The sequence below is a fragment of the Vreelandella piezotolerans genome (assembly GCF_012427705.1).
Taxonomy (GTDB): domain Bacteria; phylum Pseudomonadota; class Gammaproteobacteria; order Pseudomonadales; family Halomonadaceae; genus Vreelandella; species Vreelandella piezotolerans.
Genome location: NZ_CP048602.1, coordinates 2,838,114 through 2,864,903 on the forward strand (window position 1 = coordinate 2,838,114; position 26,790 = coordinate 2,864,903).

Below are 26,790 nucleotides of genomic sequence, written 5' to 3' on the forward strand. Positions count from 1 at the left end.
ATAATCACTCTGGTTTGTCGAAAACCCTCCTCGTCGTCTTAAGGTCATCTTTCGCGCCGTAACCCGCATACACAAAGCCCCCATCGCAAGGATGAGGGCTTTGTGTTAGTGACATAAAATTAACCTAGATTAATCTCTAAACGCATCCGGGTAGGTGGTGAGATCCACGCCCCACAGCATCGGCAGCAGGAAGTAGACCGCGGCCACGATCAACAGCATCGCAATGATGTTGAGCCAGAAACCGTTGCGCACCATCTCGATGATTTTGATTTTACCCGTGGCGAAGATGATCGCATTGGGCGGGGTGCCTACCGGTAGCATGAAGGCGCAGTTGGCCGCCATGGCCGCTGGCACCATCAGCACGAACGGATGAATATCGAGCGCCAGCGCCAATGAGGCTAGCACCGGCAAAATCATCGTCGCTGTGGCCGTGTTGGAGGTGATCTCGGTCAAAAATAGCACCATGCCTGTCGCCAGCAAAATGACCAGCAGGAAGTTGACGCCTTCTAGCACGCTCATTTGGCCGCCAATCCATGAAGCCAGACCCGATGAGCCAAAACCTGCGGCAATCGCCAAGCCGCCGCCGAACAGCAGCAAAATGCCCCACGGCACGTCTTTGGCTACGTCCCACCCCAACAGGCAGCCACCTTTATTGGGCGAAGGAATCAGAAACAGCGCCACGGCAGCAGTGATCGCAATCATGGTGTCGTTAATGCCTGGAATATTGAGGATCTGTCCCTGCCAAAGAAACGAGCGGGTAATCCAGAAGAACGCGGCAAACAGGAACACACCGAGCACCGCCTTCTCTTCGAAGGTGATCCTACCCAGCGCTTCTTTCTCTTTTCGAATCAGCGCCCGGCCGCCCGGCAATTTGGCGAGCTTGATCGGATAAATGAAGCGCGTCAGCATCACCCAGCCAATCACCAGCAGCGTCACTACCACCGGGAAGGCAAACATCAGCCAGCCCGCGAACGAAATCTCGACACCGAACAGCTCGTTCACGATCGCCGCCAGGATAATGTTCGGCGGCGTGCCGATCAGCGTGCCTAAACCACCAATGGTGCCACCATAGCCCACGCCGAAAATGAGCGCCTTGCTGAATTTATCGATTTCGTCGCTGTGGTCACCTTCGGTTTTATTCAGTTCCTGGGTGACTTGATAGACAATCGCAGTGCCAATAGGCAGCATCATCATCACAGCGGCGGTATTGGACACCCACATGGACAAGAAGCCCGTCGCCGCCATGAAACCAAACACGATGCTGTTGATGCTAGTACCGAGCACGGAGATGATCGACAGCGCAATGCGTTTATGTAGATCCCACTTCTCCATCGCCAGGGCGATCATAAAGCCGCCCAGGAACAGGAAAATAATCGGGTTGCCGTAGGCCGCCGTAACGGCGTTGCTCTCCAACGCCCCGGTAATGGGTAGGAGAATAATCGGCAGCAGAGAAGTGACAGGAATCGGGATGGCTTCGGTAATCCACCACACCGCTACCCACAAGGTAGTGGCCAGCACCATCCGGCCTTCGAAGCTAAGATCAGCCGGGTGGAAAAACATCACTACCATTGCAAACAGCAATGGCCCCAGCACCAAGCCGATTTTCTGCGCTCGGTTATACGCAGGAGGACGGGGTGAGTGGCCGCTGCTGCCTTGTGTACCATTAGCCTCGCTGCGGGATGAGGAGCCACCGGTACTTGAGGTAGGCAACGCACACATCAGAAGGTTTTTGACTTGATCGTGGGAGTGCCAAAGCTGATCCCACAGCGTCATCGTAGCAGTTCTGCGCATTATTAACGTACCGCTCGCAGTCAGGGTGAACGAAAGGGCTCAACACGGGGCAGGCCCTACGGCATTTTTACCAGCGCCGCTGGCGTTTGTGGTGCCCTTTATTCACTGCAATAAGCCTTTAGTCCAGCGAATTGGCCGTTATTACAACCAAAGTCTAAACACTTTAGTCTTAATTATTAGCCGCTACTAACATTAAACCCAGTCCCCTTTTACGGAGATATCATCGTGTTAGACCGCTTTACCATGCCGCTGACCCAGCGACCGCTTCTCGCGCTTGCTGACATCCTGCATCGTCAAAAAATTACCGCTGATCAAGTCACGCTAGCGGCCTTCATCGTGGGGCTCAGCGCCTTGCCGCTACTGGCATTCGAACAGTACGGGTGGGCGTTGGCTGCAATCGTGCTCAATCGTGTGGGAGATGGGGTAGATGGTGCCTTGGCCCGGCTGAATAATCAGCAAAGCGACGCGGGCGGCTTTCTAGACATTGGGCTTGATTTTGTCTTTTATGCGTCGGTAGTGCTCGGCTTTGCGCTGGCCGACCCTGCGCAGAATGCGCTGCCCGCTGCGCTGCTGCTCTTTGCGTTCATTGGCACCGGCACATCGTTTTTGGCCTTCGCCATCGTCGCCAAGGCCCGGCAGATAGAACGGCCCAGCTTTCCTAAAAAAGCCTTTTACTATTTAGAAGGCTTGACTGAGGGCACCGAAACGGTCGCGGCGTTCGTGTTGTTCTGTTTGTTCCCCACGGCGTTTCCCTTGTTGGCTTGCCTGTTCGCTGCTGCGTGCTTGATCACCACCATCACGCGGCTCTGGGGTGGCTACTGGACACTGCGTTCATGACCCGATCATGTCATCATCGTTAACATTTTGTATAGCTTTTATGAACTCCTTTTCGGTGCCGCTGGTCTATGCTGTGGGTATGAGTTTATCGCGCTCGTCAGGGCATGAAACTTGGCGCAGCTGTACTCTCTGAGGGGGGATCGACCACATTACCGACCGTTTGGGAGGTTGCATGATCCGTCAACACATCTACCAGGGCACCCAGCCTGGCAGCCGAGAGCATCTTGAGAAATTTCTTACGGAACAAAAGCATAGTCGTGCAAAAGCAAAACAACCTGACGTAGTGACCGTTGCCACCGTGTCATTCTTCACAGGTTGTTTAGTCACTTTGCTAGCCACTATGACGCTCTAATGATAGACACTGAGCGCTCCATCACAGCGAAAATCCCCACACGAAATGTGGGGATTTTTTATGGCTTTTGATCCATGTGAATTTTTGCAGACAGTCGAAAACGGTGATTGATTCTCACCAATCTCTGTATTACTCTCGAAGAGTACAAGACGCGTACAAATAGCGTTTCGACACTTACGCTGCTATTTCGAGCAGCCAATGGCATTCACAAGGAGTCGTGGCATGCATACCCATTCTCTGGTCGATATCTCGCAGGCGGGCCTTGAACTGGCCATTCAAGAAATCAAGGAAGAGATGTTCGATACACCGCAGTGTGACTACACCATTGCCAAACTGCTGAGCCATTGTGGCCAGTTTGAGGCGGCTGAGCGCCATATTGATGACATGTTGTTGAAATGGGGCGCTTCTCCCGATGTGCTCGCCCTTACCGAACAGGCTTATGCCGACATGGCACGTTTCAGCGTCGATCAAACGGCTAACGCCTTGTCAGCGGCCAACCGCGCTTCCGTGGCACAAGCCAGCGCCGCAGCTTGAAGTTTTGAGCGCTCGTCCCTAACGAGCGATGCGAACGGCCTGCCGCTCTTCGAGTGGCAGGCCGTTTTTATGATTAGTCTAAATGCTCTAGCGTCACCACGATATCTTGGGTAGAAACATCGACGTTCCAGAAGGTATAGCTGTCATCGTCCTCGTCGACCAAGCGAATATCGAATAAGGGACTGTTATACCCCGTTAGCGTCACGCGCTGGGTATCCCCATTCATCAACACGTCGCTGCCCAGCACGTCCTCCTCCCAACTTTTCGAATCCGCCGGGCTCACGTACATATAGTAAATGGTGTAGCCAGTACGGTTGGTGATATCGACGTAGTAGTCGGCCGCCATGACGAGCGACGAGCTGCACATCATCAGCAGTGCAGCAAACAACACTTTCATACGCATGAAACGTTCCTTCTTCTTCTTTTGGGATAGGCGGGAAGTAGCACTAAAGCCACGCTGCGATGATGCCCCGCAGCAAGCGAAGTATAGTCTGGCGCTCATCTCTGTGACAGCGAGTGCCGATTTTTGGCACACCCACCCCAGAGAAGCCCTCAACTGATAGAATGCTGCCCCTTTCAGGCGCGGTGGCGCTTACCGCCGCATCGCTTCCCCCCTTTTACTACCTGAGAGTCACGCAATGATTGCCACCGCTACCACCGTTTTTCGACCCTTGTTACGGCTGGGGCTTATTCCTCAAATCGTCATCGGTATTGTCGCTGGGGTGCTGTTGGCCCTACTCGTACCCGACATAGCCAGCGATGTAGCGCTTCTCGGGCAGCTTTTCATTGCCGCGCTGCAAGCCGTGGCGCCTATTTTGGTCTTCGTACTGGTGGCGGCGGCCATTGCCGCCCATCAGGCGGGCCAGCCGACCCATATTCGCTCGGTGCTCTTACTCTACGTCGCAGGTACGCTGATTGCCGCGTTGATTGCCGTAGCCGCAAGCTTCGCACTTCCCACGGAGCTGGCCTTGGATGCGGGACAAGTCGACGGCAACCCGCCGAGCGATATTTTCACCGTGCTGCGTGACTTACTGCTCAACGCGGTGGCGAACCCTGTGACGGCTCTGATGGACGCCAATTTCATCGCCATTCTGGCCTGGGCCATTGGTTTGGGGTTGACACTTCGCCAGGCCAGCGACACGACTCGCCAAGCGCTGAGCGATTTATCCGCCGCCATTACGCGTATCGTCACCCTGGTGATTCGCCTGGCCCCCCTGGGTATTTTCGGCTTAGTGGCCGGTACACTCGCGGAGTCTGGCGTTCAGGCACTGCTGAACTACGCCCAGCTATTGGGGGTGATCGTTGGCTGTATGCTGTTCGTTGCGCTAGTAAGTAACCCGCTATTGGTCTACTTGGCTACCCGCCAAAATCCTTACCCGCTGGTGTTTGCCTGCCTGCGGGGCAGCGCCATTACGGCGTTTTTCACTCGCAGCTCGGCGGCCAACATTCCGGTCAACCTGGAACTTTGCCGCCGTTTGGACCTGGATGCCGACACCTACGCGATCTCCATTCCGTTAGGTGCCACCATCAATATGTGCGGCGCGGCGATCACCATTACCGTGATTACGCTGGCGACTACGCACACCCTGGGAATTAGCGTGGATTTCCCCACCGCGCTGCTGCTCTGCATCGTATCGGCTCTGGCGGCCTGCGGTGTGTCTGGCGTGGCGGGCGGTTCGTTGATGCTGATTCCCATGGCCGCCAGCCTGTTCGGCATTCCGACCGAAGTGGCCATGCAGGCCGTCGCCATTGGCTTTGTGATTAGCGTGGTGCAAGACTCTACCGAAACGGCGCTCAACTCCTCCACCGATGTGCTGTTTACCGCCGCCGCCTGTCGAGCGCGTAAGCCTGATTAACGCTCCTTTGTGGCTCGTCGATTGACAGATCGCTGTTCCTTATATAGAACGTTCTATAAAAGGAACAGCGAAGACGTCCATGGACGAGCACTCTCTTGTTACGCTAGGCCAACACCTCCAAGCGCTTCGTAAAGCGCAGGATTTATCGCTCTCGCAACTTGCCAACGCGGCGGGCATCGCGAAATCCAACCTATGCCGCTTAGAGCAAGGCAATGGCAACCCGACGCTCGACACGATCTGGCGGCTGGCCGTCCAACTCAACGTTCCGTTTGGCACCCTAGTTGCACCGATTAGCGTGCCGCTCGGCGAGGATGGCGTGCAGGTACAGTTGATTGACCAAGGTAAAGGCGCATCACAGGTAGATGCCTACTGGATGCGCTGCGCGCCCCACACCCTGCGCCACGCCGAGGCCCACACACCGGGCACCCAAGAGACGCTGACGCTGATCAGCGGCTATTTGGAAGCCGGACCAGAAGGCGCAACGCTCTCGCTCGCTCCCGGCGATAGCGTCACTTTCCCCGCCGATCAGCCACACCTTTACCGCACTCAGGCGGCAGAAGCCACTCTGCTGCTCACCGTCACCTACGGGCTAGAGGGCACCCGCTCATGAGCCAGCCAGCCGATCACACCGTTAACGCCCAGCACTCATCGCTGCGCTCTGCCTTACAGGGTGTGCGTGAAGCCATTCCGCTACTAGGCGGCTATATTCCAGTCGCGCTCTCGTTTGGTTTGGTCGCGACGCAGGCCGATTTCACCACCTGGGAAGCCGCCGCCATTTCAGCACTGATCTATGCGGGTGCGTCGCAGTTTCTGTTCGTGGGCATGATTGCCGCGGGCGCACCGCTGTGGCTGGTGGTCATCATGACGCTGCTCATCAACGTGCGCCACGTGGTGTACGGCCCCAATTTGGCCGCGCTGCTGCCCCGCAGCCGCCACTGGCCTTGGTTGATGCACGGCCTGACCGACCAAGTCTTTGCCTTGGCACTCACACGGCTACCCCAGCTACCGGAAGTCAAGCGGTTCAGTTGGTTCGTGGGTGCCTCGCTGCTGGCTTGGGCGGTGTGGATCATCGGTACCATCGTCGGCGCGTCCGGCGGCGAGGCGGTCACCGCCCGCTGGCCGCTGCTGGGGGAGATCATGCCCTTCGCCCTTCCAGCCCTATTTCTTACCATGGTGGCACCGCGCTTTACCGACCAGCGCTGGGCCGCCGCCATGCTGTGTACCATCCTTGCCGCGCTGGCCTTGAACTTGGCCGGGTGGAGCAATGTCGCGATTCCGCTGGCCGCCGCCTGCGGCGCGCTGTGCTTTTATACGGTCACGTTCCAACCACGGAGGAGCCGCCCATGAGCAGCACCATGTGGATCGCCGTCATTATCTGCGCACTCGGCACGTTGCTGATGCGAGTGGTGCCCTTTTTATGGATGCAGCGCCGTCTTGGTAGCGCAGCGGGCATGAATGCCATGCCCCAATGGCTGGTGATTCTGGGCCCGATGATGATTGCCGCCGTGTTGGGCGTCTCGATCGTACCGGTCAACCCCAACGCCATCTCTTGGCTCGCCACAGCGATAGGCCTTGGCGTCACGCTATTGGTGTGGCGACGGCTGCGCTCACTGGGCTGGCCGGTGGCCGCCGGGGTGGCGATGTTTGGTGCAGTAGAGGTAGCGGCTGCTCTCCTTTGAGAGCGCGGCGACTGACGCACCCCCGCCCAATCACAACTGATAACTATTTGCATTAAATACCTTTAACATGGCATCATCCCCCTCTGGCTAAGGCGTCATAGCAGCACGTCTGCTTTGCCATATCCCCATGACATCTCAGAAAGCGGGTTTCATGCCGAACGCGACCTCCAACGGCAAAAAAGTGCTGATCAGCGTGCTACTGGGCACCTTTACCGTCAGCCTCAATAACAGCGCTCTTAACCTAGCCGTCGCTGACCTCATGGTGACGTTTAACGCTAGCGCCACCCAGGTCAGCTGGGTGGTGACCATCTTTATGATTGCCATGGCGATGACAATGCCGCTAACGGGCTATTTAGCGGGCAGATGGGGGCGAAAAACGGTTTACCTCGTGGGCCTGTGCGGTTTTTTGGCCGGCTCGGGGCTGGGTGCCTTTGCGCCACATCTCAATGGCATCATCGTAGCCCGAGGCGTGCAAGGAATCGCCGCTGGCTTGATGATTCCGCTGTCTCTGTCGTTGATTTTTTCTGCTTACCCGCGCGAACAGCGGGGACGGGCCAGCGGTGTGTGGGGCTTTGCCGTGATGATGGCGCCCGCCATCGGACCGGCGGTGGGAGGGCTACTGCTGGAGGTCAGCCAGTGGCGCGCCCTGTTTTTGATGAATATGCCCTTCGCGATCCTAGGGCTGATATGCGGCTATCGTTATTTATCCGCCGACTCGCGGCCGCCTCGACGCCAGTTTGACTTACCGGGCTTTTGTCTCATCACGCTGGGTATCGGGGGCGTACTGCTGTCTCTCAACGGCGTTGAAACGTTATCAGACCTGTTGCGTCCCGCTACTCTCGTACCGCTCCTGCTAGGTGCCATCGCGTTAACGCTGTTCATACGCGTCGAGCGACAGCAGGCTCAGCCGCTACTCGACCTGTCACTGTTTCACCACCCTCGCTTTCGCTACAGCGTGCTGCTCGCCTGTTTGCAATCGATCATCCTGTTTGGATGCATCTTGTTAATCCCTCTGTGGATGCAGAACACGCTGGGCTTTAGCCCGCTGACGACAGGCCTCGTGTTTCTCGCCACTGCGCTGGCTGCCGCTGCCTGTTCGCCCATTGCAGGCCGCTGTATCGACCGGGCACCCCCTCAATGGTGTATTGGTTTAGGCCTGATTGCCACGGTCATCAGCTTGATAGGCCTCGGCACGCTGAGCGCGGCTACCTCCGTTTGGATCATTGCAGCCTGGATGGGGCTTCGCGGCATGGGGTTGGGGTTCGCTTACTTACCAGCGACCACGGTGGGCATGAAAGATCTTCCTGAGCAGCAGGTGGCCCAGGCCTCGGCCATGAACAACATGGCGCGTCGACTCGTCTCCTCACTCGGAGTGGTCGCCCTATCGGTCTACTACGACATGAGTGTACGAGCATCCCTGGACCTGGGCATCGCCTACTCCGAGGCCAGCGCCTCTGCCCTGCACGTGTCCTTTCTTGTCTTGGCGGGTATCGCGCTGGCATGTCTCCCTCTGGCGTGGGTACTGGGGCGCACAGGTGCCTCGTTGAACATGGCGATACCTTCCTCCTCAAACGGCCAGCCGCAAACGTCGCTTCAAGGAAGAGCCAAATGATCCCCTTTCAAACGCACCGAATCACCTGGCGACCTTCATTGGGCAAAACGCTGCTGAGCATTGCCTTCGTCGTGAGCTTGATGGGCGCTACCTGTGCCGCCCAACCCCTTAGGAGCCAAACATCCTCCGTTGAACGCGTCGTAACGCTTTACCAAGGAGCCACCGATAGCGCCGTCGCCTTGGGGATCACTCCCATTGGCGTGGTGGACTCATGGTTGGAAAAACCCATGTATCGCTACCTGCGCGACGAATTAAACGACGTGCCGCACGTGGGCCTGGAAACACAGCCAAACTTGGAAAAAATCGCTTGGCTGAACCCTGATGTCATCGTGGCCACGGATTTTCGTCATCAGAGAATACGGCCGTTGCTGACAGCCATTGCCCCCACTGCCACGGCCGATAACGTTTATGACTTCAAAGAGACGCTGACCCTGGTGGCTGATGCCACAGGTCGCGAGGAAGCAGCCAATGCGTTACTGCGCGATTGGGCGACACGTGTCGACGACTTTCACCGACAGATAGCAGACGCGCTCGGAGACGCGTGGCCGCAAAAAGTCGCGGTGATCCGCTTCAAAAGTGATCACCTGCGTATCTACTCGGGCGGCTTTGCAGGCTATATTCTCGACGAGCTAGGGTTCGAACAACCCGACACCTTGAACACGCACGGGTGGGGCATGAAGCTTTCCAGCACGGAGAACATCCCTATGTTGGATGCCGATGTCATTTTCGTGCTGCTGGAGCCGGACCCCGCCATTCTCGATAACTACCAGCACTGGTCGTCCCACCCTTTGTGGCAGCAGCTAGAGGCCGTCGAACATCAGCGGGTATTCGAAGTCGACCCCGTCAACTGGATGATGGGCGGCGGTATACTCGCCGCCAATGCCATGCTCGATGACCTGTATCGCCACTATGGTCTTGAAGGCATCGAGCAAGGTGATGCGCTTGCTAGCCGCCAGGAGACGCAGGATGCTAGATAGCCACCTCGCTAAAAGTCTCGGGCTGCTGTTTGGGGTGATGGTGACCTGGAGCGCATTTTTAACCAGCACGCTATCAGGAACGAGCGATATTGCGTGGCACGCGCTGTGGTCAACCTTACATCACTATGATCCCGGCAATGTCGCACACATCATCCTCATCACCGAGCGTCTACCGCGGGCGATCATCGCAGCGTTAGTGGGTGCGAGCCTCGCCATTGCCGGGGCTCTGATACAAACCATCACACGCAACCCGCTGGCCTCACCTAGCATCCTAGGCATCAACGCGGGGGCCATGTTTTTTGTCGTGGTGGCCGTGTCTTTACTGCCGCTTTCAGCGCCTGCCCACTATGTCTGGGCGGCGCTTTTCGGTGCATCGGTGGCGGCGCTCTTAGTCATTCTGCTCAGTAGAGGACGACGCGGTGAGCTATCGCCGCTGCGCGTCGTACTGGCCGGGGTGGCCGTGACGGCCATGTTCGTCGCCTTTAGCCAGGGGCTCCTGGTGATCGATCAGCAAAGCTTCGAAAGCGTGCTCTACTGGCTGGCAGGCTCGGTATCCGGGCGAGAACTTGCGCTGGTGGCTCCTTTATTACCGCTATTTGGCGCAGCGCTCCTGCTCTGCACCCTGCTGGTCCGTCATGCCAATGCGCTCTTGTTAGGCGATGACATGGCAACAGGTCTGGGGTTACAGGCCACCACGATCAAACTGCTGCTTGGGCTCGTCGTGATCGTATTGGCGGGTAGTTCCGTGGCCTTGTCGGGGATGATCGGGTTCGTAGGGTTGATCGTTCCTCACATGGCGAGGAGTCTGTTTGGTATCGATCACCGCTGGCTGTTGCCCGCCTGCGCGCTACTGGGCGCCAGCCTTCTATTGCTGGCAGATGTGGCGTCGCGATTTTTAATTGCTCCCCAGGAGATCCCTGTAGGCGTGATGACCGCTTTGCTAGGGACGCCTTTCTTCATTTATCTGGCGCGACGCAACATGGCAGCCCAATGACATCGCATATTTCACGCTCCTTTATCTCTTCTGAACAGCGCCATGACGATCGGTCGCTGCTCACGGTCGTCAGTTTGGCCGTTTTGCTGTTTGCCAGCGCGGGCGTATCGCTGAGCTTGGGGAGCTTTCCTACCGCGTTCGTGGACGTTGTGAAGGCGTTAGCAGCGCCGCAAAGTAGCGACATTGCGTTTATCGTTTGGGAGTTACGCCTACCGAGAATCGTGCTGGCAATCTTGGTGGGTAGCGCCTTGGCGATGGCAGGTGCTCTCTTGCAGGGTATCGTGCGTAATCCCCTGGCGTCTCCTGACGTCATCGGCATCACGAGCGGTGCCGCCCTTGCGGCGGTTCTATTTTTAGCACTGCTTAGCAGCATCTTTAGCATTCATTGGCTGCCACTCTTTGCCATGTTGGGTGCCCTGGTATCGACCTTGCTGGTCTTTACACTCGCTTGGAAAAATGGGCTGCACCCGTCACGTATGGTACTCGTGGGCATTGGTTTGGCCGCGGCCATGGGCGCAGGCACCACGCTTTTAATCGTCATTAGCAGCGACGCTGCGGCCATGTCGGCCTACGTCTGGCTCACCGGCAGTTTGTATGCAGCCCAGTGGCGGGACGTCTATGGCTTACTGCCGTGGCTGGTGGTGACCACACCGGTATGTTTGGCCTTCGCCCGCCATGCAGATGCCATGGCGCTGGGGGATCAGGTGGCACAAGGGCTAGGCGTCGCGGTGATACGTAGCCGAGTCATCCTACTGGCCTGCGCTGTGGTGTTGGCAGGCGCTGCGGTGGCCTATGCAGGGGCCATCAGTTTCGTGGGCTTAATAGCGCCGCATATCGCGTCTAAATTCGTGGGACGCCATATGGCACGCCTCCTTCCCGTATCGGCGCTGGTCGGGGCACTGATCGTCCTATATGCCGATTTGCTAGGCCGGGTCGCTTTTCTTCCCAAAGACCTGCCCGCAGGCATTTTCGTGGCCGGCATCGGCGCGCCCTTCTTCGTTTATTTACTTCACCGCACGCGCTATTAGCGCGCTCGAGGTAAACAAAGAGAGTCCCATGTTCCATGTCCTTCCCCGTCAAGAAAACATCACCCCCCAGCAGCGGCAACGATTCGAGGACATTGCCACCTCGACACTCGGACATTTTACCGATATCGGAGCCATCGCGACCCTTCTGCCACTCAAGCGCCCTGTTCGGCTTTTAGGCACGGCCCTCACGGTACGCATTCCCCATGTGGATGGCAGCATCATCCGTGAGGCGCTGATCATGGCACGCCCAGGCGACGTGCTGGTGATCGACGTCGGCAGCGATGTTCAACGTGCCTGCTGGGGGGAGTTTCGCGCTTACGCCGCCTTACAAAAGAGCTTGGCGGGCGTGGTGACGAATGGACCGGTCACCGACTGGGCCTATCTTTCTCAGCTGCCGCTCCCCACCTTTGCACGGGGAACAAGCCCGTTAACCACCCGGGCACTCTCGCTAGAGGGTGAAATCAATACGCCCGTCACAATCGAGGGGTGTGTCATAACCCCAGGGGATCTGGTCATTGGAGATGACGATGGGCTCTTCGTGGTGCCTCCTCACCGCGCAGAGGCGCTAGCGAGTGCTGCAGAGGAAAAGCAGACGCAGGAGGACGAGAAGCGGCGAGCGCTGAAAGCAAACCATCCCGCTTGGTTTTGCTAATTCGGCATGTTGATTGAATAGCCGCCTAGCAGATCTACTAGGCGGCTTTTGACTCAGTGCTCCGTGACCGCTTCCTGGTGGCGTTGCTGCTTCGAAACGATAACTTGGCGAAGCGGATTACAGGTTGCGCTGGTGCCGAAGGGCATACTGCCTGGCCCCCCCGCTCGCTCGATGATGGGTGAAATCAGGCGTTTATAGGGCCACTGCTCCTGTTCGAACAACTGCTTTAGCAGTCTATCCCGGTCATGTTGGTCAAAAGCAACCTCGTTCAGCTGGGCTCTCAACCGTATCGCCAACGTCTCCCATAGAGTGTGCGCCGAGACTCCGTAGTAGCCTACCAGCGCGTCGATGATGGCGCGTAGATTGACTTGAATGGCAAGGGTTTGCAGCCAAAACAGCAGGGCTTCCAGGCTATCGTGGTAAAGGGTATTGGAGTGACCTTGCTTGATGCGGTAGCACGGGTCCTGCATCCCATGCTGTTCCAACCGCTCAACGCAGATACGCAGCGAGTCATGATCGCGTAACAGCACGCCGTGACACCGGCCTGATTTAAAGACCATGACCGCATTCTGCCCATGGACTTCTGCCAGCATCCCCAACCGAAACAGGCGTAGGTTGATCTCGAAGAAGCGGTCGCACAGCTCGCCGAAGAGGGCTGTCACGGATGATGCACTCGCAGGCCACTCCCGCTCGGCTAACCAGTCATCGAACACATGGTGCTCACCACCCGGTAGTGGCGTTCCCAGCGTGGCCATGGGCACCAAACGCACGGTATCGTCTTCCAGTAACTCAGAGGGGTAGCTACGCACCATGGCCGACAGGTGACGAGGCGCTTCATCAAAGAGCGTTGCCCCTTGCGGCATATACGCCCACCACTTGCTTTCATCACATAGATAGAGGCCTTGCGCTAATCGAGCGTCGCGTGCCTTGGCCTGCTGCAGCAAGCGGGCACTGAGATCGCCATTGATCATTTTCACGGCCGGTAAATAGCGAGAAGCCCCCAGAGAGTAAATGGCCATGGGCAGTTTGAGAAAGTGCGGACTGGCCGTGGTGGGCGCAAGCGACCGTAACGAGGAGGTGGCTAGCCAGGGTTCCGTGACGGTCGTGAGTGACACGCAGGCACCGGCTTCAAAGGCGTCTTGCAACCAATGGGGCAACGCATGCTCGTACTGCCACGGATGTACCGGAATGGCGGTATGCGTATGCGCTAGGCCTCGCTCGACCATCTCCTGCTCCAACATCCCAGCGCTGGTCTCGCTGGCGAGCCAGCGCACTGGCAGCGGCGTTTCTTCGTTGACACCGTCACCACTGAGCAAAGCGTTATTGTCGATGGCGACCCAACGGAGTTCGATAGGCAGATTGAACTCCGCCATATAGGCGTGATACTCCTGATTATTCAACCCCTGCTTGGCTTTCGCCGTGGGGTGATAAGGGCGATCCAACAGCGATGCCCACTGCTCCATCACAGCAAAATGATCAGCCGTGGCAAGCGCTGGCAAACCCGCCGTTCTTACCTGATGCTTCACCGAGCTGGTCGCTTGCCAAAGCGTATCGGAGAGCGCCTGCAAAAATACTTCCTGCCCCTGGGTTAGGGCTGCGTCATCCCCGCCTCCGTTAGCAAAGAGGTAATGCATGAAGGCCTCAGGTGACAAAGCGTGATGCTGACCTGCGGCATGGTCGACCAACACGACCGGCGTCTGCGGCACTTTCTCCCAAGCCTGCGTGATACCAGGCTGAAGCAGCATCGCGACATGCCAACCCGGCTTTGCTGGCCAGCGCCAAAGACGCTGCGCGGGATCACGGGTAAAACCACCAAACAAGCCAGTCAGTGCTTTCTCGTCGTCACCGACGATGCTCCACTGCGCATCGAGCCCCTCTAGCAAGCCTTCTACCAAGCACCCATCGACCAAACATTGCAGAATCTGCTGTTGCGCATAGTGCTGAGCATTAACGGATGTCATGTGCCTAACCTCCAAAACGGTATCAGTAACGTGAAAACATCGATCAGTGTGAAACGTCTTTAGCTTCGTGAAGGCTCTTCTGCAGCGCGCGAAACGCAATCCCTCGTTCATCTCCCAGCATGAAGGTGCGAACACCCCGTGCCTGCCATCGCGCTTTAGCGCGGGATTGGCGGAGAAAGGCGCAATAAGGGATGCCGAATGCCTGGGCCGTCTGCTGAACATGCTCGAGCGACTGGACGACGTCTGGATGGTCGGTTTGCCACGTCACCCCCAGGGACTGGGAAAGATCCGCCGCACCCTCCAGCACCATATCCAAGCCAGGCACGGCACAAATCGCTTCGATTTGCTGCACGCCTTGGTGGCTTTCAATCATGGCAACGACCATCGTTTCTTGGTTGGCTTGCCCCACGTACTCGGCGAGAGAGGACTTACCAAACCCTCCAGGGCGACCGGCGTTGAGGCTTCTTGCTCCCTCAGGCGCGTATTTACAGGCAGCCACCGCGTCGGCTAACGACGCGGCCGACGCCACATTGGGCAACACGATGCCTTGCGCACCGCCGTCCAGCAGGCGCAGCAGCTGTTTGGGGTCCGTATCCGCCACTCGAACCAGTGGCGTCATCCCATAGCTCTCTGCGGTACGGATCATGTGTTCGATGGTTTCTGGGTTGATCAGAACGTGCTCGGTATCGATGACCACGTAGTCAAAGCCTGCTTCTCCGATCAACTCAATCGAGGCAGCAGTCGGCATGGAGGCCATCACCCCGTAGACTTCCCTGCCCTCTAGCAGCGCACGCTTTAGCTGATTCGTTCTCAACATACGCGCGCTCCTTCAGGTGCATAGGCGGCCAGTGGGTTGGGCACCTTTTTGACCTGGGGCTGCTCGTCTCCAAAGAGACGGCGACGAGTCAGGGCCTCTACCTCCCACTCTGGAGTAAACACGTCAAAACAGCGATAGCGCTCAGCGTGCTGGGGATGCTCGCGCTGGTACTCTTTGACGACCTCTGCCGCCATGGCCCAAAAGTGCGTCTCCTCCAAGCCAAAGTGGCGCTTCAAAAAAATGGCCATGTCACCAAGCGCAATGAAGAAAAAGGCATCGCAAGAGTAGTCACGCACCGCTGCTAGATCATCGGTGACGATAAAGGAGTTGCGATTGAGCGCGGCATGGCGCGGAGGCACCGGCTCGAGCTTGGGTACCAGCTCTGGCCGGGCGAGCTGCGCCTTGCTAAAACGTACGCCGTCATGAAAATCTTTGAGGGCAACGCGTGTAGGCCAGCCATCACGATGAATGACGACGATATTTTGCCCGTGGGACTCCATTCCGATACCTTCCGCAAACAGCAGATGGATGATCGGCAGCGTCGTGACGCGGATCAGTTGGCGCGTCCACGCAACGAGCCCGTAGCGCTCTACCCAGGGGATGATGAATGGGTCAGAGGGCTCCCCTTGCGACGTGCGAGTAAGCTGGCTCAACCCGTTGAGTGGGGCAGCTTGCTCGCCCTCATGTAAATATTGGCGGATATTTTGTCGCCAAATAGCCCCGACCTTGCCATACACCTCTGCATAGCGCTTGTCAGCAAATGCGCGCTCATCCAAGGCCACGCCAGCGATCTCTCCCAATAGGACGAAACCCGCAGAGGAGGCGGTCTCATTCGTCTCGATCAGCCGCTGAAGCCACTGCGTGATGAGGGGGCCGTTGGTGACGGTATGGCGCGCCAAGATACGTGTGCTAGACGTATTCGTGATACTCATCGCCAGCTTGAGATAGGGCAGATGACGCGTTACCGGAGCCAGGGTACGTATCGACTGCTGAGGGGTATAAACCGCTTCGCCCTCCCCTAGGAAGGCAATATCGCCACTAGCAAGCTCGGGATAGAGCACCTCGACCAGAGCATTTTCCCACTGCCATGGATGCACGGGCATGAGCACGACCTCATCGCGCCGACGCTGCTGGCGTTCGAGATAGTCCTCCAACCTCGCCAGCACCTCAGGCCCGGCCTCCTCCATAGCCCGGCCTAGGCAGGTTTCTCCGTCCACCGCACTTGCATGAGCCAACTGGTTGGGCACTGCCAACCAAATGACACGCAGCGGTTGAGCAAACTCAGGGCCGTAGCGCTGATTATCCTGTAAGGAGAACCCCAGCCGTGACTTGTAGCAAGGATGGTAACTATGGGCATCCGTGAAATAGCGCTCTAATGCATCCGCCTCCAACGTTTGAGGCGATGCAGTGTCACTTAGCGCACACGTGGCCGATTGGGTGTCTTTGATGAGTGTCTGCACCAACTCGTTGACGAAGCCTGGCTGAATGGCTCCCTCCCCCAGCGTCTCTTCGAGATCCGTGATGAAGCACTGCAAACTGACGGTATCGGGTTGGTTCGGCGCGCCACTCACCGAGAGCGTGGTATGGTCCAGGCGGATCAAATGGAAGCTGTGGCATACCCACCCATCAACGCTATAGCAGCGGCTACCCAACGTGATCGAAAATCGTGACGCTCCAGCCCGCGTTGCGGCCGGGTTTGGCACGACGGTATAGCTCAGTACATCCTCATACAGCAGGGTTTGCAGCAGTTGACCAATGACACGCTGCTCGATACGGCGGTAGTGGCGCCAGCTATCCAAAGAAGAAAAGGGTGTGGAGACAACGGCGTTCTCGATGACCGCCCGCGTGGGCAGCCAAGTTGCTTGTGACGTCATGGAGTACCTACACAACATAGAGAAATGGATAACGATTAGCCTGAGTAGCCCGCAGCCAGCACGCGACGAGGCCCAGCGCGAGAAGGCAGCACTTCAGCGGTGTCCGTCACAAAGTGCTGAGCTGGCCGGGGATGGCAAAGGAAGTCCGCATGGGAAATGTTGTAGCCATAGGCGCCTGCCAAAGGCAGCACCAATAAGTCCCCCACCCTGACGCCATGCAGCTCTTGGTGTCGGCTCAATACATCTTTTGGGGTGCAAAGCTGCCCCACGATCGTCCAAGCGCGCTGTTCGCCGTTGCTCGATAGCGTTGGGTCGCGGGGTAAGTGAATGATCGGATGATCGTGCCCCTGCGCTGCAGGTAAGCGGAATTGATGCGTCCCCCCTCGACAGACTAAAAACCCTTCACCATGACTGACTTTGGTATCCAGCACTTCCATGACGTAGTAGCCACAAAAGGCAGAGAGATAGCGTCCGATTTCGAAACGAACGCTTGGGGGTGCGGACAGGGTGTCGAGCTGTTGACCAAGCGCGTGGCAGAGACTAGCCCAGTCGAACTGGTGGGAAGGCTCGCGATAATTCACCCCAATGCCGCCTCCTACGTTGAGCTGCGTCAGTTGCTCGGGATAACGTGCCAGGCTTCGCCACGATGGCCACCGCTCCAGGTAGAACGCGATTAACTGTTGATGGCGCTGCTCGCTTGTTTGGTGCGACATGGCATGCACGTGAAAGCCGCAGAGCGTTAGGTTTGGCGCGCTACCCACGGCGCTGACGGCCTTGGGGAGCTGTACTTCGTCGATACCGAACGGTGTCGCCGTGCCAGCCATGCGCAAACGACTGGAAAACGATGCCGGTAATTGGGGGTTGATACGCAAAAGAACGGGCTGTGTATGGCCCATCGCTGCAGCGATGGACTGCAAACGCGCAATTTCTCCGAGGCTTTCGACATGAAACGCCTCTACGCCCCGTTCGATGGCACTCCGCATGTCCGCATCCAGCTTGCCAGGCCCCGATAACACCCATGGCCGTGGCGTGGCACTGCGACACGCGCGCTCGATTTCTCCACCGGAAGATAACTCTAGGCCATCCACGATAGGGGCCAAGGTATCGATGATGGCGGGCTCGCTATTCGCCTTGATGGCGTAGTACAGCTCCACTCCAAGTGGCAGCGCCGCTTTCATGGCATGCGCGTGGGCGGCCAAGGCAGGCAGATCGTAGAAAAAGGCGGCCATGGGTTCGCTACACTGCTGGCGATACCGCTCTATTGCTGACAGGATCGTACGTGGCAGCGCATTTGGCTCAGCCATAGGCCACCTCCCGCCCCATGACCCGAAGAGCGTGCCAAGGGTTGGGCAACGACACATACTGCGCCTGGCGATCAGCCTGAGCCATGAGCCGTAATTTGAAGTTGGTCTTACAGGGCAGCGCGCCGCCTTGCAATAGCGCATCGAGCTCTGGCGCGGCTACCTCCAGCTGGCTACGCACATGCTGCAACGCCGTCGATGTGTCTTGCCATAACGCATCCGCCAACGCGGGACGTCGCCAGCTCAGCGCGAGAATGGCCTCCGCAATGTGGTTGACGAACAGGCAGTAGGCGATTCGGTTCCAACCTTGCTCCCGGCTGTAGATCATGGAGGCTTCGACGCGAGGGTGAAGGACTTCACCCGCCAACCAGGCGGTGCCCTTATCACGGGTCAACTTGACCCCCTCGAAGTCACGTAACAGCATTTTCTGGGGCGTTCCAGCCTCATGAATCAAGACGCAGTTTTGTAAGTGCGGCTCCATGACGATACCGTGCCGAAAGAACAGCCCCAGCACCGGTGGCAGCAGCGCCTTCAAATAGGCCTGAAACCATGCTCTCACTTGGTTCTGTTCAGGCAAGGTACTGGTACTGAGCGAGCCTTCATACGCCTGTGAAATGAAGTGGAGCACCATAGGCACCAGCGTCGTATCACGCGCAAACAACGTCCCCGTCAACAAGCAGGCTTGAGGAGAAAACCGTCGGCAGAAATTTTCTCGCAAGATGATGCCCGTTTGTTCGCGGAACCAGCGCTGCTGCTCCTCATTGCCCTCGTTAGGCGTCCAATGCACCGTAGCGGGCTCCTCGGCAACGAATAGCGTCGCCAAGGAAGGGTCTTCCAAGCGACCCAGTTGATGCATGATGCGATCGATCACCAGCGTGCTTTCCAGCTCGTACCACGCGTTTTTACGCACGCAGTTGGTGATGCGCACATTGAGCGTTCCTTTGATGAACCAGGGATGCCCTTCGATATACCACGTGCGCATGGAGGCCGTTGGCACTGCGCTAAAACCACTTTGACCAAGATCTCTGATCACGTTGCGCTGAAGCAGCGCTTGGACGGCAGACGATTGTTTGAACATGGCCGCTTGCACCGGATGCATGCTCAGCACGATGCGTTCATCGCTCTCGGCGGTCGCTTGGTCTGCCACGTAGGAAAGGACGTCCTCTTCTTCAACACGGTTGGCCTGAACGCGTACCCCGTCTGCGGGAAAGGAGAACTGGTAGAGCGAGGTGGCGACGCCACATTCCGGGGCGTAAGAAGGCATGCCATCAGCCAAGCAGTCATCAGGCCACTGGCGTGCTTTGGGCGTGGGATGATTCGGATGGCCAAACCATAACCCTTGCTCGCTGCTCGGATAGTCGGCTAACGGCTGCCGGTTAGATTGCTTGGCAGCATGTCTGACAATCTCAGCCATCACTTGACGACTCTGACGAACCTGCTGCGCCAACTCTTGATTGATGTCGGCATCGACACGCGGCAGATGTTTGAGCAGACGGCTGATGAGCATCTCGGCACTAGCGGCCATCCACGTCTTGTCGCCTTTACTCTTTAAGTAAACATCGGAAAGATAATACTGGCTACCTACCGTCGACTGACGGTCGACCATCACCCATAAGTGCAGTGAGGTTGACCACTCGATCAGAAGAGGAATACCCGACAGCGCCTCAGGTAACCCGCGACGATGGCTCGGCCATTGAAACGCTAATCTTCGTTCAGGTATGGCGACTTCTTTGATAATACAGTTGAGTAACGCATGCACCGAGGCACACTGACTGATATCGCTCGCTGAGCGATGCTCCTGTGCGTAGCTCATATAGCCCCCGCAGAATGTCATCCTTTTGAAAGGTTTACTTACCTATCGATAGGTAAACCCACGCATCCATGGCTAGTCACATCGCGCGGTTTTTATTGTGTTACTGCTTGAACGAAACATTTTCCTTCATGCACGTTCAGTTGGTTGACGGCTAGCCACCCCTTCCATCGAAGGAGTGGCCAGACGTTAGACAGCACTAAAAACAAGATGCCGGAGCCTTAAAAATCCAGCTGATACCCCACCGTGAACGTGCGCCCACGGCCGGTGAAGTAGTACTCATCGCTGATGCGAGCGGCTTGAGAGTAGTAGGTGAGGTAGTCTTCGTCGGTCAGGTTCTCAATACCCAGCGATAGCTGCCCCGTAGGGAGCTGGTAGGCCAGCGAGGCATCCACCAAACCGTAGCCATCGAAGTCGAGCGCCGGGTTATCGACGCTGCGGTCGAAGTAGTAGCGGCCCTGTAGGCGCGTCGAGAGACGGTCGTTCCACACGGCGCTCCAGCCCAACTTGAGCGTATCGGGCGCGATGTTGATCCCGGTGAGTTTGGTATCCACGCTGCCATCGCCGTCTTGGTCCGACTTACCTTCGGTATGGGCATAGGAGAGCGACAGATCATGCTGGTCATTGACCTGCATGTTGCCAGTCACTTCCACCCCTTGGATTTCGGTTTTTTCCCGACTACCCACCCACGTACCGTTCTGCTCGGCCAAGCGCTGGCCAAAATCAGAGTTCGACTCGTAGTAGCTCACTTCCAGGCCGTAACGCTCCCAGTCGAAACGCGCGCCAATCTCGCGGTTATCGGTGACGATAGGCTGAAGTTGGAGCAGCGTATCGACATCCTGGCCCGGTTCGCTGATGCCCCGCAGCACGCGGCCCACGTCCGGCATGCCAAAGCCTTCCGAGTAGCTGGCATATAGCTGCGCCCACTCCGTGGCTTGGTACGTCAACCCCACGTTATAGAGCGTTTCATCGAAACTGGGGTTGCCGCCTCCTACCGCGACGTTGTCTTGAGTGACGTTGCTACGATCAATCGTCTCGTAGGCATCCACTTCAAGCTCCGCATGTTCATGGCGAACCCCGGCATGCAGCGTGAGCGGGTCGGCGATCTTGAACTGCCCCTGCAGGAACGGCGCAATGTTGCTGTAGCGGCTTTCCGGTACGTAGGTGCGCCCGGTCTCTACCAGCATTTGGCGGGTTTCATCCTCGAGGATGTCGAGCCCCACTGTCACACCGAGCCGGTCGTCCAGCATACCCTGGCGGTTCAGGGTGAACTTGGCCCCCTGCTTATCGGACTCGTTACGGGTTTGGTCGTACTGGGTATTGCCGTTGCCGTCCAGGTAAGGGAAGAACGGCGTAGTGGCAAAGCGTGCCCGGAAGCGCTGGCGGTACACCTGAGCATCGACCGCGTTGCCGTACCAATCCGCGTGGGAGTAGGCCAAGCGAGCCGTGGTCACTTCATTGAAGCCCGGGGCGCCATCGGGTGTGCCCCGCTCGGCGCTAGTGGGAATGCCCGCATCCCGGTTGCCCACCACGGGCACGTAGTCGTCGCCCTCTTCCAAATCGAAATGATTGAGCGACAGCTCGATATTCTGATTGTCGTCGATCCAGTAGCCTAACTTGCCGAACAGGTCGTAACTTTCGGAGTTTTGCAGCTCGCCGGGGTAGGCAATGCCCACGCGGCGGTCGCCGCCATCGTAAAACACGCCCCGCTCCTGGCGGGTGGCCGAGGCCACGAAATCCCAGTCGCCCTGCTGACCGCTAATGCGATAGTTGAGCTTGTTGCCCAGGCCTTCCGAGTGCAGGTCGTCGTCAATGGTGACGCTAATGCCTGCGCTTTGGCTAATACCGCCCCCTTCGGCCCGACGGGTGACGAAGTTGATCAAACCGCCGGTGGCCCCCAAGCCATGCTCGGCGCTGGCCCCGTGAATCACTTCAATCCGCTCGACCATGGAGAGGTCGATGGTGTAACTGTCACGAGAGCTATCGCGCAGCGGATTGGACTGAGGCACGCCATCGATTAGGAACAGCGCATCGCGCCCGCGCAGCGTCTCCCCGGCGTTGGACAGCTTCTGACGGCTAGGAGAAAAGGAGGGAATCAAGTTGCTCAAGACCTGGCCAGGGTCGTCGGTGATGGCGAGCTGCTGTTCGATCTGCTCACGGGTGATCACTGTCACCCGCTGCGGGGTTTGACCCTCTTCGCTGCGGCTACGCGTCGCCGTCACGACCATGGTGGGTGATGACTCGTTGAGCGCCTGCCCCACGTCAGTTGCCTCTTGCTGGGCATTGGCCTGAGTGGCCGCCACTAATCCTGCCAAGGTGACCGTTGGCCAGAAAGCGGCGTGTTTCATCGTTTGCATGTCTGCTCCCTTGCGTTGTGTGTGTTGCGTCGTGTTGATGAGCCCTTGTTGACTATCACGTTAGCGCGCACTGAAATGACAATGCGCATCTAAATGATAATGATTATATTATCCATAAAGAGCCAAGCAGGTCTACCTTTGCGAACGAACCGTTCGAACTAACGAACTATCTCGACATGAGGCAGCCACAAGAACAACATTGAAAATGAGAATATTTTGTCTTAGGGTGCTGACTGCCCTGATTTCGTGACTGAGCTTGCCTGAGCCTACCTTATGCCCGCCTATTCCCACCCTGCATCACGACTCACCGCTAACGGCCTGCACGCGGGCTACGACACCAAGCGCATTCTGCAGGGGGTGGACCTGACCGTGGCGGAAGGCCAACTCACCGTGCTACTGGGCCCCAATGGCAGCGGCAAATCGACCCTGCTGAAAACTTTGGCGCGCACGCTGACGCCCAGCGGCGGGCATGTCTATCTCGATGGCAAGGACATTCACCGCAGTAACACCCGCGAGGTTGCTCAACGGCTGGGCATTTTGCCGCAAGGCCCCACCGCTCCCGAAGGGTTGAGCGTCAAACAGCTGGTGGGGATGGGGCGCTTCCCCCACCAAGGGTTGTGGAAAAAAGACCCGCAGCAGGATGCCAGCGCCATCGCGGAAGCCATGGCCTATATGCACGTGACCGAGTTTGCCGACCGGGATGTGGAAGCGCTCTCCGGCGGCCAGCGCCAGCGCTGTTGGATCGCGATGGTGCTCGCCCAGCAGACCGATTTGATTTTGCTGGATGAACCCACCACCTTTTTAGACTTGAAGGTGCAGGTAGACCTGTTGGCGCTGCTATCTCGGCTGGCCCACGACCATGGCCGCACGCTGCTACTGGTACTGCACGACTTGAATCTCGCCGCCGCTTACGCCGACCATCTAGTCATGATGCGCGACGGGCAAATCGTCATCAGCGGCACGCCAAGCGATGTGTTCACCGCGGCCAACCTAAAGCGCGTCTTCGACTTGGATGCTCACATTCTGCGCGACCCCGCTAGCGGCAGCCCAGTGTGCGTGCCCTTCACCTCGGCGACGTTACAGGCAGTCCTATGAACCACACCTTCTGCGCGGATTTAAGCCGTGAACAGCACGACCCGCTGGCCGGTAGCGCCGCTCATGCCGAGCGCAACTTACTACTCAGCTGGCCGCGCGCGAAGTGGCAGCGCAAACTCCGCCACGCCAGCGATATGAGCAATTCATTAAAGCAAACGCTAGATACGCTGGCTGACGATGGCCTACGCATCAACCTGATCCAACAGCCGGGCATGGAAAAGTACCAGCATCAGCTCTTTCTGATGCCGGAGCGGCGCCGCTTTCGTGTGGCACGATGGGAATTAGAGGCGTTCTTCAGCGCCTTTCAAAGTGGCAGCCGCCTTAGCCAGTGGGAGCAGCCAGCGATGCTCAATGATTTGGTTCTTTGCTGTACCCACGGCACCAAAGATAAGTGCTGCGCGAAGTACGGTTATAAAACGTTCAAAGCGCTAGCCAGCACGGTAGCTGAGCACCCGCTGCCGTTCGAGGTATGGGAGAGCAGCCACCTGGGCGGCTGCCGACTCGCCGCCAGCGTGATCGTGCTGCCAAACGTGCGCAAATATGGGCGTATTACGCCAGAACAGGCCCTGCCCTTCTTACAGGCGGAAGCCCGCCAACAACGCTTTTTGCCCGGCTACCGCGGCAGCTCACAGCTCACTCCCGCGCAGCAAAGCGCTGAAATCGCTGCGTTGACGCAGTTCAGCACGGAGGCAAGACAACCCACGTTGGCTCTGATCAGCGATCACGGCGACGACCAAACACGAGAGATACGCTTTCAGTGGCGGCTCGACCAGCGGCAAGGCGAACTGACCGTGCACTGCCAAGCCACCACCCTATGGCGCGTGGATACCTGTGCTGACCTAGCGCAAGGCCCCACCGAAAGCACCGTATGGCACGCGATGGTGAATGGGTAGTACATAGACGAACAACAACGACGAACAACAACGCCCGGCTTAAAGCCGGGCGTTGTGGGTTAAAGCTGAGTGCGAGTGATCGCTCTTACCAGCGGTATTTCACGCTGCCGATGATGCTGCGAGATTCGCCGTAGTAGCACCAGTACTCACAGCTGGCCACATACTCTTCATCAGTCAGATTATTGACGTTTACCTGAGCCTGCCAGCCATCGGCAAACTCATAACCGACCATGGCATCCGCCACCATATAACTATCGACGGCGGTATTGTCCGCAACGCTCGTGTCCACCGTACTGCCCACGTAGCGTACACCAGCACCCAAACTCACGCCTTGCAAGGCCCCATTGGTAAAGGCGTAATCCAGCCAAGTAGACGCTTGATGGCGCGGAATTAATGGCGCGCGCTGATCATCTTCCAAGCGTGAATCCGTGTAGGTATAGGCAGCCGTCACTTTTAACGCATCGGTGAGGTAACCCACGCCCTCCAGCTCAAACCCTTGAGAAGTACGCTCGCCTTCCTGAACCTGGAATCCGGCAGGAGAACTCACGAGCGTATTGTTCTCTTTCAGGTCGAACACGGCAGCCGTCACGTAGCCATCCCAGCCAAACGGCGCGATTTTGACACCGGCTTCCCACTGCTCGCCTTCACGGGGCTCGTACAGATCGCCCGCGTCATCTACACGCCCCACCGGATCGAACGACTCGGTGTAGCTGATATACGGGTTGACCCCTTGGTCGCTCAAATACATCGCGCCGCCCGACCAAGAGACTTGGTCATCATCGGAGCGCTGCGTGACACCGGATGTCAGGTTGCTGTTTTCGGTCTCGGCTTGGTCAACGCGCACGCCGCCAAGCAGCACCCAGCGGTCATCAATACGAAGTTGGTTTTGAGCATACAAACCGGTCTGCTCTTTATCGATCTCGCGGCTCAGCAAGTCATCCGCGCCCACCGGCGTAAAGTTGCCGTAGGTGGGGTCGAACACGTCGATAGGATCACCAAATGGGAACGGGTCGGCTTCTTGCCCACTCACCCCCAGGTTCTGATAATCGACACCCAGCAACAGCGTGTTTTCGGTGCGGTCCGTGTACCAGTTACCCACCATGCGATTATCGACCGTCCAGCTGTCGATAGAACCATCGCGGTAGACATGGCCACGCGTTGCCCGACGGGCGTCCGACATGAAGAACGCATAGGTGCTGCGTAGCTCCAGGTCTAGCTCGCTGTAGCGTAAATCTTGTTCAAACCGCCACGTATCGTTGAGGTCATGGCGCAGCTCGTAACCCAGCGCCCACTGCGTGCGGTTATCACGGTCGTAGCCCGGCTCGCTGAGGTTGGTTTGCGGGTCGACGCGGCCGAACGGCGTATCTTGCACGGTGCCGTAGGGCAGCTTGAACGGGTTGACCGGCACGCCATCGTCTTTCTGCACGCTGGCCAAGAAGGTCACGCTCGTATCGTCGCTCATATCGACGGCGAGGCTAGGCGCGAAGTAATAGCGCTCGTTATCCGTGTGGTCGAGATCGCCATCGCGCTCTTTGTACACGCCCACCAACCGATAGCGAACGTCACCAGACTCACCCAACGGCCCGCTGGTATCGACCCCCACTTGGCGATGATTACGGTTGCCCAGTTGGAAATTCACCTCGCCCTGCGGTGTTTCCGTAGGACGTTTGCTCACCGCATTGATCAAACCACCGGGAGGCGCCTCGCCGTATAGAATCGAGGAAGGCCCTTTGAAGACTTCGACTTGCTCCAAGCCATACGGCTCAGGCAGCCACTGGTAAAAGCCTTCACGGTAAATGCGCAACCCATCCTGATAAGTGGACTGGTCAAAACCACGCACCTTGAACCAATCCGTATTGTTATCACTTCCAAAATGGCCTGATAGCACACCGGCACGATAGCGGAAGGTTTCATCCAACTGCTGCACGTTACGGGTTTCCAACTCTTCCCGATCAACGCTAGAGACCGGGCGCGGCGTCTCCACCAACGGCGTATCGACCTTCAACGCGGTCGCGGTGACTACGGTGGTACCGGTGTTAATGGTTTCTTCTTGGGCAAGCGCAGCCAGCGGCGCAGCGAACAGCATTCCACCGAGCGACACCAGCAGTGAACGACGAACGGCAGCAGGCAGCGGCGCGACGGAAAACGGGAGAGTTTTACGGAGCATGAGGAAGTCTCAACGGGTATGAGGAGAAGTATCGTTATAGTAAGGCGAATGATACGGATTTTTATTCACAACCACAATCACTCGGGTGGGGCAAGGGATTGAACTGGAACGGGGTGTTCGAGGGAATCGGCTAGAGAGTCAGCAGAAACAGGTGGGGATGAAAACGGAGAATATGGCAAAGAAGCCATTTACTGATGTTAGTC

22 protein-coding genes are annotated in these 26,790 nt (G+C 57.7%); 13 read left to right on the top strand and 9 right to left on the bottom strand.

What is annotated here, in order from left to right; genetic code table 11:
* Nucleotides 1–129 precede the first annotated feature (129 nt).
* Nucleotides 130–1,773 carry an SLC13 family permease gene (locus tag GYM47_RS13020; protein WP_153842722.1) on the bottom strand — a complete coding sequence of 548 codons (1,644 nt, stop codon included), beginning with the start codon at nucleotides 1,771–1,773 and terminating at the stop codon, nucleotides 130–132.
* Between the two features lie 243 nt (nucleotides 1,774–2,016).
* Between GYM47_RS13020 and GYM47_RS13025 the strand changes: the two genes are divergently transcribed.
* Together GYM47_RS13025 and GYM47_RS13030 are read left to right on the top strand one after the other, a co-directional pair.
* Entirely contained in the window at nucleotides 2,017–2,628 is a 612-nt protein-coding gene (locus tag GYM47_RS13025; protein ID WP_153842640.1) for a CDP-alcohol phosphatidyltransferase family protein, read from the top strand.
* Between the two features lie 574 nt (nucleotides 2,629–3,202).
* A complete protein-coding gene (locus tag GYM47_RS13030; RefSeq protein ID WP_139526575.1) occupies nucleotides 3,203–3,514 on the top strand; it encodes a hypothetical protein in 312 nt (103 codons plus the stop codon).
* Between the two features lie 73 nt (nucleotides 3,515–3,587).
* On the opposite strand, the gene GYM47_RS13035 is transcribed toward GYM47_RS13030, so the two are convergent.
* Nucleotides 3,588–3,917, bottom strand: coding sequence for a hypothetical protein (locus GYM47_RS13035; RefSeq protein WP_153842639.1), 330 nt, complete (start codon nucleotides 3,915–3,917; stop codon nucleotides 3,588–3,590).
* Nucleotides 3,918–4,152: 235 nt separating this feature from the next.
* Between GYM47_RS13035 and sstT the strand changes: the two genes are divergently transcribed.
* The 9 genes from sstT (at nucleotide 4,153) to GYM47_RS13080 (ending at nucleotide 12,312) form a co-directional block, all read left to right on the top strand.
* A complete protein-coding gene (sstT, locus tag GYM47_RS13040; protein ID WP_044629521.1) occupies nucleotides 4,153–5,370 on the top strand; it encodes a serine/threonine transporter SstT in 1,218 nt (405 codons plus the stop codon).
* A gap of 79 nt (nucleotides 5,371–5,449) precedes the next feature.
* Nucleotides 5,450–5,980 (top strand): helix-turn-helix domain-containing protein, encoded by a 531-nt coding sequence (locus GYM47_RS13045; protein ID WP_153842638.1) that lies wholly within the window; start codon nucleotides 5,450–5,452, stop codon nucleotides 5,978–5,980.
* On the top strand, nucleotides 5,977–6,717 hold the full coding sequence (locus tag GYM47_RS13050) for an AzlC family ABC transporter permease (protein WP_153842637.1): 741 nt from the start codon (nucleotides 5,977–5,979) through the stop codon (nucleotides 6,715–6,717). Before GYM47_RS13045 ends, GYM47_RS13050 begins: the two co-directional genes overlap by 4 nt.
* Nucleotides 6,714–7,049 carry an AzlD domain-containing protein gene (locus tag GYM47_RS13055; RefSeq protein WP_153842636.1) on the top strand — a complete coding sequence of 112 codons (336 nt, stop codon included), beginning with the start codon at nucleotides 6,714–6,716 and terminating at the stop codon, nucleotides 7,047–7,049. Before GYM47_RS13050 ends, GYM47_RS13055 begins: the two co-directional genes overlap by 4 nt.
* Nucleotides 7,050–7,200: 151 nt before the next feature.
* Nucleotides 7,201–8,661: a DHA2 family efflux MFS transporter permease subunit gene (locus GYM47_RS13060; RefSeq protein ID WP_153842635.1), complete on the top strand. Its 1,461-nt coding sequence runs from the start codon at nucleotides 7,201–7,203 to the stop codon at nucleotides 8,659–8,661.
* Nucleotides 8,658–9,638, top strand: coding sequence for an ABC transporter substrate-binding protein (locus GYM47_RS13065; RefSeq protein ID WP_168444468.1), 981 nt, complete (start codon nucleotides 8,658–8,660; stop codon nucleotides 9,636–9,638). The genes GYM47_RS13060 and GYM47_RS13065 overlap by 4 nt, the downstream gene beginning before the upstream one ends.
* Nucleotides 9,628–10,632, top strand: coding sequence for a FecCD family ABC transporter permease (locus tag GYM47_RS13070; protein ID WP_153842634.1), 1,005 nt, complete (start codon nucleotides 9,628–9,630; stop codon nucleotides 10,630–10,632). Before GYM47_RS13065 ends, GYM47_RS13070 begins: the two co-directional genes overlap by 11 nt.
* The gene (locus GYM47_RS13075) at nucleotides 10,629–11,660 is read left to right on the top strand and encodes a FecCD family ABC transporter permease (protein WP_153842633.1); all 1,032 of its coding nucleotides are present in this window, start codon (nucleotides 10,629–10,631) and stop codon (nucleotides 11,658–11,660) included. Before GYM47_RS13070 ends, GYM47_RS13075 begins: the two co-directional genes overlap by 4 nt.
* A gap of 28 nt (nucleotides 11,661–11,688) precedes the next feature.
* Nucleotides 11,689–12,312, top strand: coding sequence for an RraA family protein (locus GYM47_RS13080; RefSeq protein WP_139526566.1), 624 nt, complete (start codon nucleotides 11,689–11,691; stop codon nucleotides 12,310–12,312).
* Nucleotides 12,313–12,365: 53 nt separating this feature from the next.
* On the opposite strand, the gene GYM47_RS13085 is transcribed toward GYM47_RS13080, so the two are convergent.
* The 6 genes from GYM47_RS13085 to GYM47_RS13110 all read right to left on the bottom strand — a co-directional run bounded on the left by GYM47_RS13085 (nucleotide 12,366) and on the right by GYM47_RS13110 (nucleotide 22,423).
* Nucleotides 12,366–14,273, bottom strand: a complete 1,908-nt coding sequence (locus GYM47_RS13085) for an IucA/IucC family protein (RefSeq protein WP_153842632.1) — start codon at nucleotides 14,271–14,273, stop codon at nucleotides 12,366–12,368.
* A gap of 43 nt (nucleotides 14,274–14,316) precedes the next feature.
* Nucleotides 14,317–15,090: an HpcH/HpaI aldolase family protein gene (locus tag GYM47_RS13090; RefSeq protein ID WP_153842631.1), complete on the bottom strand. Its 774-nt coding sequence runs from the start codon at nucleotides 15,088–15,090 to the stop codon at nucleotides 14,317–14,319.
* A complete protein-coding gene (locus tag GYM47_RS13095) occupies nucleotides 15,084–16,964 on the bottom strand; it encodes an IucA/IucC family protein (protein WP_153842630.1) in 1,881 nt (626 codons plus the stop codon). Before GYM47_RS13095 ends, GYM47_RS13090 begins: the two co-directional genes overlap by 7 nt.
* Before the next feature lie 35 nt (nucleotides 16,965–16,999).
* The gene (locus GYM47_RS13100; RefSeq protein WP_153842629.1) at nucleotides 17,000–18,268 is read right to left on the bottom strand and encodes a type III PLP-dependent enzyme; all 1,269 of its coding nucleotides are present in this window, start codon (nucleotides 18,266–18,268) and stop codon (nucleotides 17,000–17,002) included.
* Nucleotides 18,261–20,078, bottom strand: a complete 1,818-nt coding sequence (locus GYM47_RS13105; RefSeq protein ID WP_153842628.1) for an IucA/IucC family protein — start codon at nucleotides 20,076–20,078, stop codon at nucleotides 18,261–18,263. The genes GYM47_RS13100 and GYM47_RS13105 overlap by 8 nt, the downstream gene beginning before the upstream one ends.
* A gap of 218 nt (nucleotides 20,079–20,296) precedes the next feature.
* On the bottom strand, nucleotides 20,297–22,423 hold the full coding sequence (locus GYM47_RS13110) for a TonB-dependent receptor (protein ID WP_399465012.1): 2,127 nt from the start codon (nucleotides 22,421–22,423) through the stop codon (nucleotides 20,297–20,299).
* 282 nt (nucleotides 22,424–22,705) lie between these two features.
* On the opposite strand from GYM47_RS13110, the gene GYM47_RS13115 reads away from it, so the two are divergent.
* Both GYM47_RS13115 and GYM47_RS13120 read left to right on the top strand, forming a co-directional pair.
* Complete coding sequence (locus tag GYM47_RS13115; protein WP_153842626.1) at nucleotides 22,706–23,527, top strand: ABC transporter ATP-binding protein; 822 nt, start codon at nucleotides 22,706–22,708, stop codon at nucleotides 23,525–23,527.
* Complete coding sequence (locus GYM47_RS13120; protein WP_153842625.1) at nucleotides 23,524–24,420, top strand: sucrase ferredoxin; 897 nt, start codon at nucleotides 23,524–23,526, stop codon at nucleotides 24,418–24,420. Before GYM47_RS13115 ends, GYM47_RS13120 begins: the two co-directional genes overlap by 4 nt.
* 85 nt (nucleotides 24,421–24,505) lie before the next feature.
* Here the strand turns inward: GYM47_RS13120 and GYM47_RS13125 are convergent, their stop codons facing one another.
* Nucleotides 24,506–26,587, bottom strand: coding sequence for a TonB-dependent siderophore receptor (locus tag GYM47_RS13125; protein ID WP_153842624.1), 2,082 nt, complete (start codon nucleotides 26,585–26,587; stop codon nucleotides 24,506–24,508).
* Nucleotides 26,588–26,790: the final 203 nt, after the last annotated feature.

What these genes read in the sequence shown, in the direction of transcription:
- GYM47_RS13100 (WP_153842629.1), bottom strand. Translation starts at nt 18,268, where the DNA reads ATGGCTGAGCCAAATGCGCTGCCACGTACGATCCTGTCAGCAATAGAG.
- sstT (WP_044629521.1), top strand. Translation starts at nt 4,153, where the DNA reads ATGATTGCCACCGCTACCACCGTTTTTCGACCCTTGTTACGGCTGGGG.
- GYM47_RS13115 (WP_153842626.1), top strand. Translation starts at nt 22,706, where the DNA reads ATGCCCGCCTATTCCCACCCTGCATCACGACTCACCGCTAACGGCCTG.
- GYM47_RS13030 (WP_139526575.1), top strand. Translation starts at nt 3,203, where the DNA reads ATGCATACCCATTCTCTGGTCGATATCTCGCAGGCGGGCCTTGAACTG.
- GYM47_RS13085 (WP_153842632.1), bottom strand. Translation starts at nt 14,273, where the DNA reads ATGACATCCGTTAATGCTCAGCACTATGCGCAACAGCAGATTCTGCAA.
- GYM47_RS13070 (WP_153842634.1), top strand. Translation starts at nt 9,628, where the DNA reads ATGCTAGATAGCCACCTCGCTAAAAGTCTCGGGCTGCTGTTTGGGGTG.
- GYM47_RS13045 (WP_153842638.1), top strand. Translation starts at nt 5,450, where the DNA reads ATGGACGAGCACTCTCTTGTTACGCTAGGCCAACACCTCCAAGCGCTT.
- GYM47_RS13105 (WP_153842628.1), bottom strand. Translation starts at nt 20,078, where the DNA reads ATGAGCTACGCACAGGAGCATCGCTCAGCGAGCGATATCAGTCAGTGT.
- GYM47_RS13080 (WP_139526566.1), top strand. Translation starts at nt 11,689, where the DNA reads ATGTTCCATGTCCTTCCCCGTCAAGAAAACATCACCCCCCAGCAGCGG.
- GYM47_RS13090 (WP_153842631.1), bottom strand. Translation starts at nt 15,090, where the DNA reads ATGTTGAGAACGAATCAGCTAAAGCGTGCGCTGCTAGAGGGCAGGGAA.
- GYM47_RS13020 (WP_153842722.1), bottom strand. Translation starts at nt 1,773, where the DNA reads ATGACGCTGTGGGATCAGCTTTGGCACTCCCACGATCAAGTCAAAAAC.
- GYM47_RS13035 (WP_153842639.1), bottom strand. Translation starts at nt 3,917, where the DNA reads ATGCGTATGAAAGTGTTGTTTGCTGCACTGCTGATGATGTGCAGCTCG.
- GYM47_RS13050 (WP_153842637.1), top strand. Translation starts at nt 5,977, where the DNA reads ATGAGCCAGCCAGCCGATCACACCGTTAACGCCCAGCACTCATCGCTG.
- GYM47_RS13060 (WP_153842635.1), top strand. Translation starts at nt 7,201, where the DNA reads ATGCCGAACGCGACCTCCAACGGCAAAAAAGTGCTGATCAGCGTGCTA.
- GYM47_RS13055 (WP_153842636.1), top strand. Translation starts at nt 6,714, where the DNA reads ATGAGCAGCACCATGTGGATCGCCGTCATTATCTGCGCACTCGGCACG.
- GYM47_RS13095 (WP_153842630.1), bottom strand. Translation starts at nt 16,964, where the DNA reads ATGACGTCACAAGCAACTTGGCTGCCCACGCGGGCGGTCATCGAGAAC.
- GYM47_RS13120 (WP_153842625.1), top strand. Translation starts at nt 23,524, where the DNA reads ATGAACCACACCTTCTGCGCGGATTTAAGCCGTGAACAGCACGACCCG.
- GYM47_RS13065 (WP_168444468.1), top strand. Translation starts at nt 8,658, where the DNA reads ATGATCCCCTTTCAAACGCACCGAATCACCTGGCGACCTTCATTGGGC.
- GYM47_RS13075 (WP_153842633.1), top strand. Translation starts at nt 10,629, where the DNA reads ATGACATCGCATATTTCACGCTCCTTTATCTCTTCTGAACAGCGCCAT.
- GYM47_RS13125 (WP_153842624.1), bottom strand. Translation starts at nt 26,587, where the DNA reads ATGCTCCGTAAAACTCTCCCGTTTTCCGTCGCGCCGCTGCCTGCTGCC.
- GYM47_RS13110 (WP_399465012.1), bottom strand. Translation starts at nt 22,423, where the DNA reads ATGAAACACGCCGCTTTCTGGCCAACGGTCACCTTGGCAGGATTAGTG.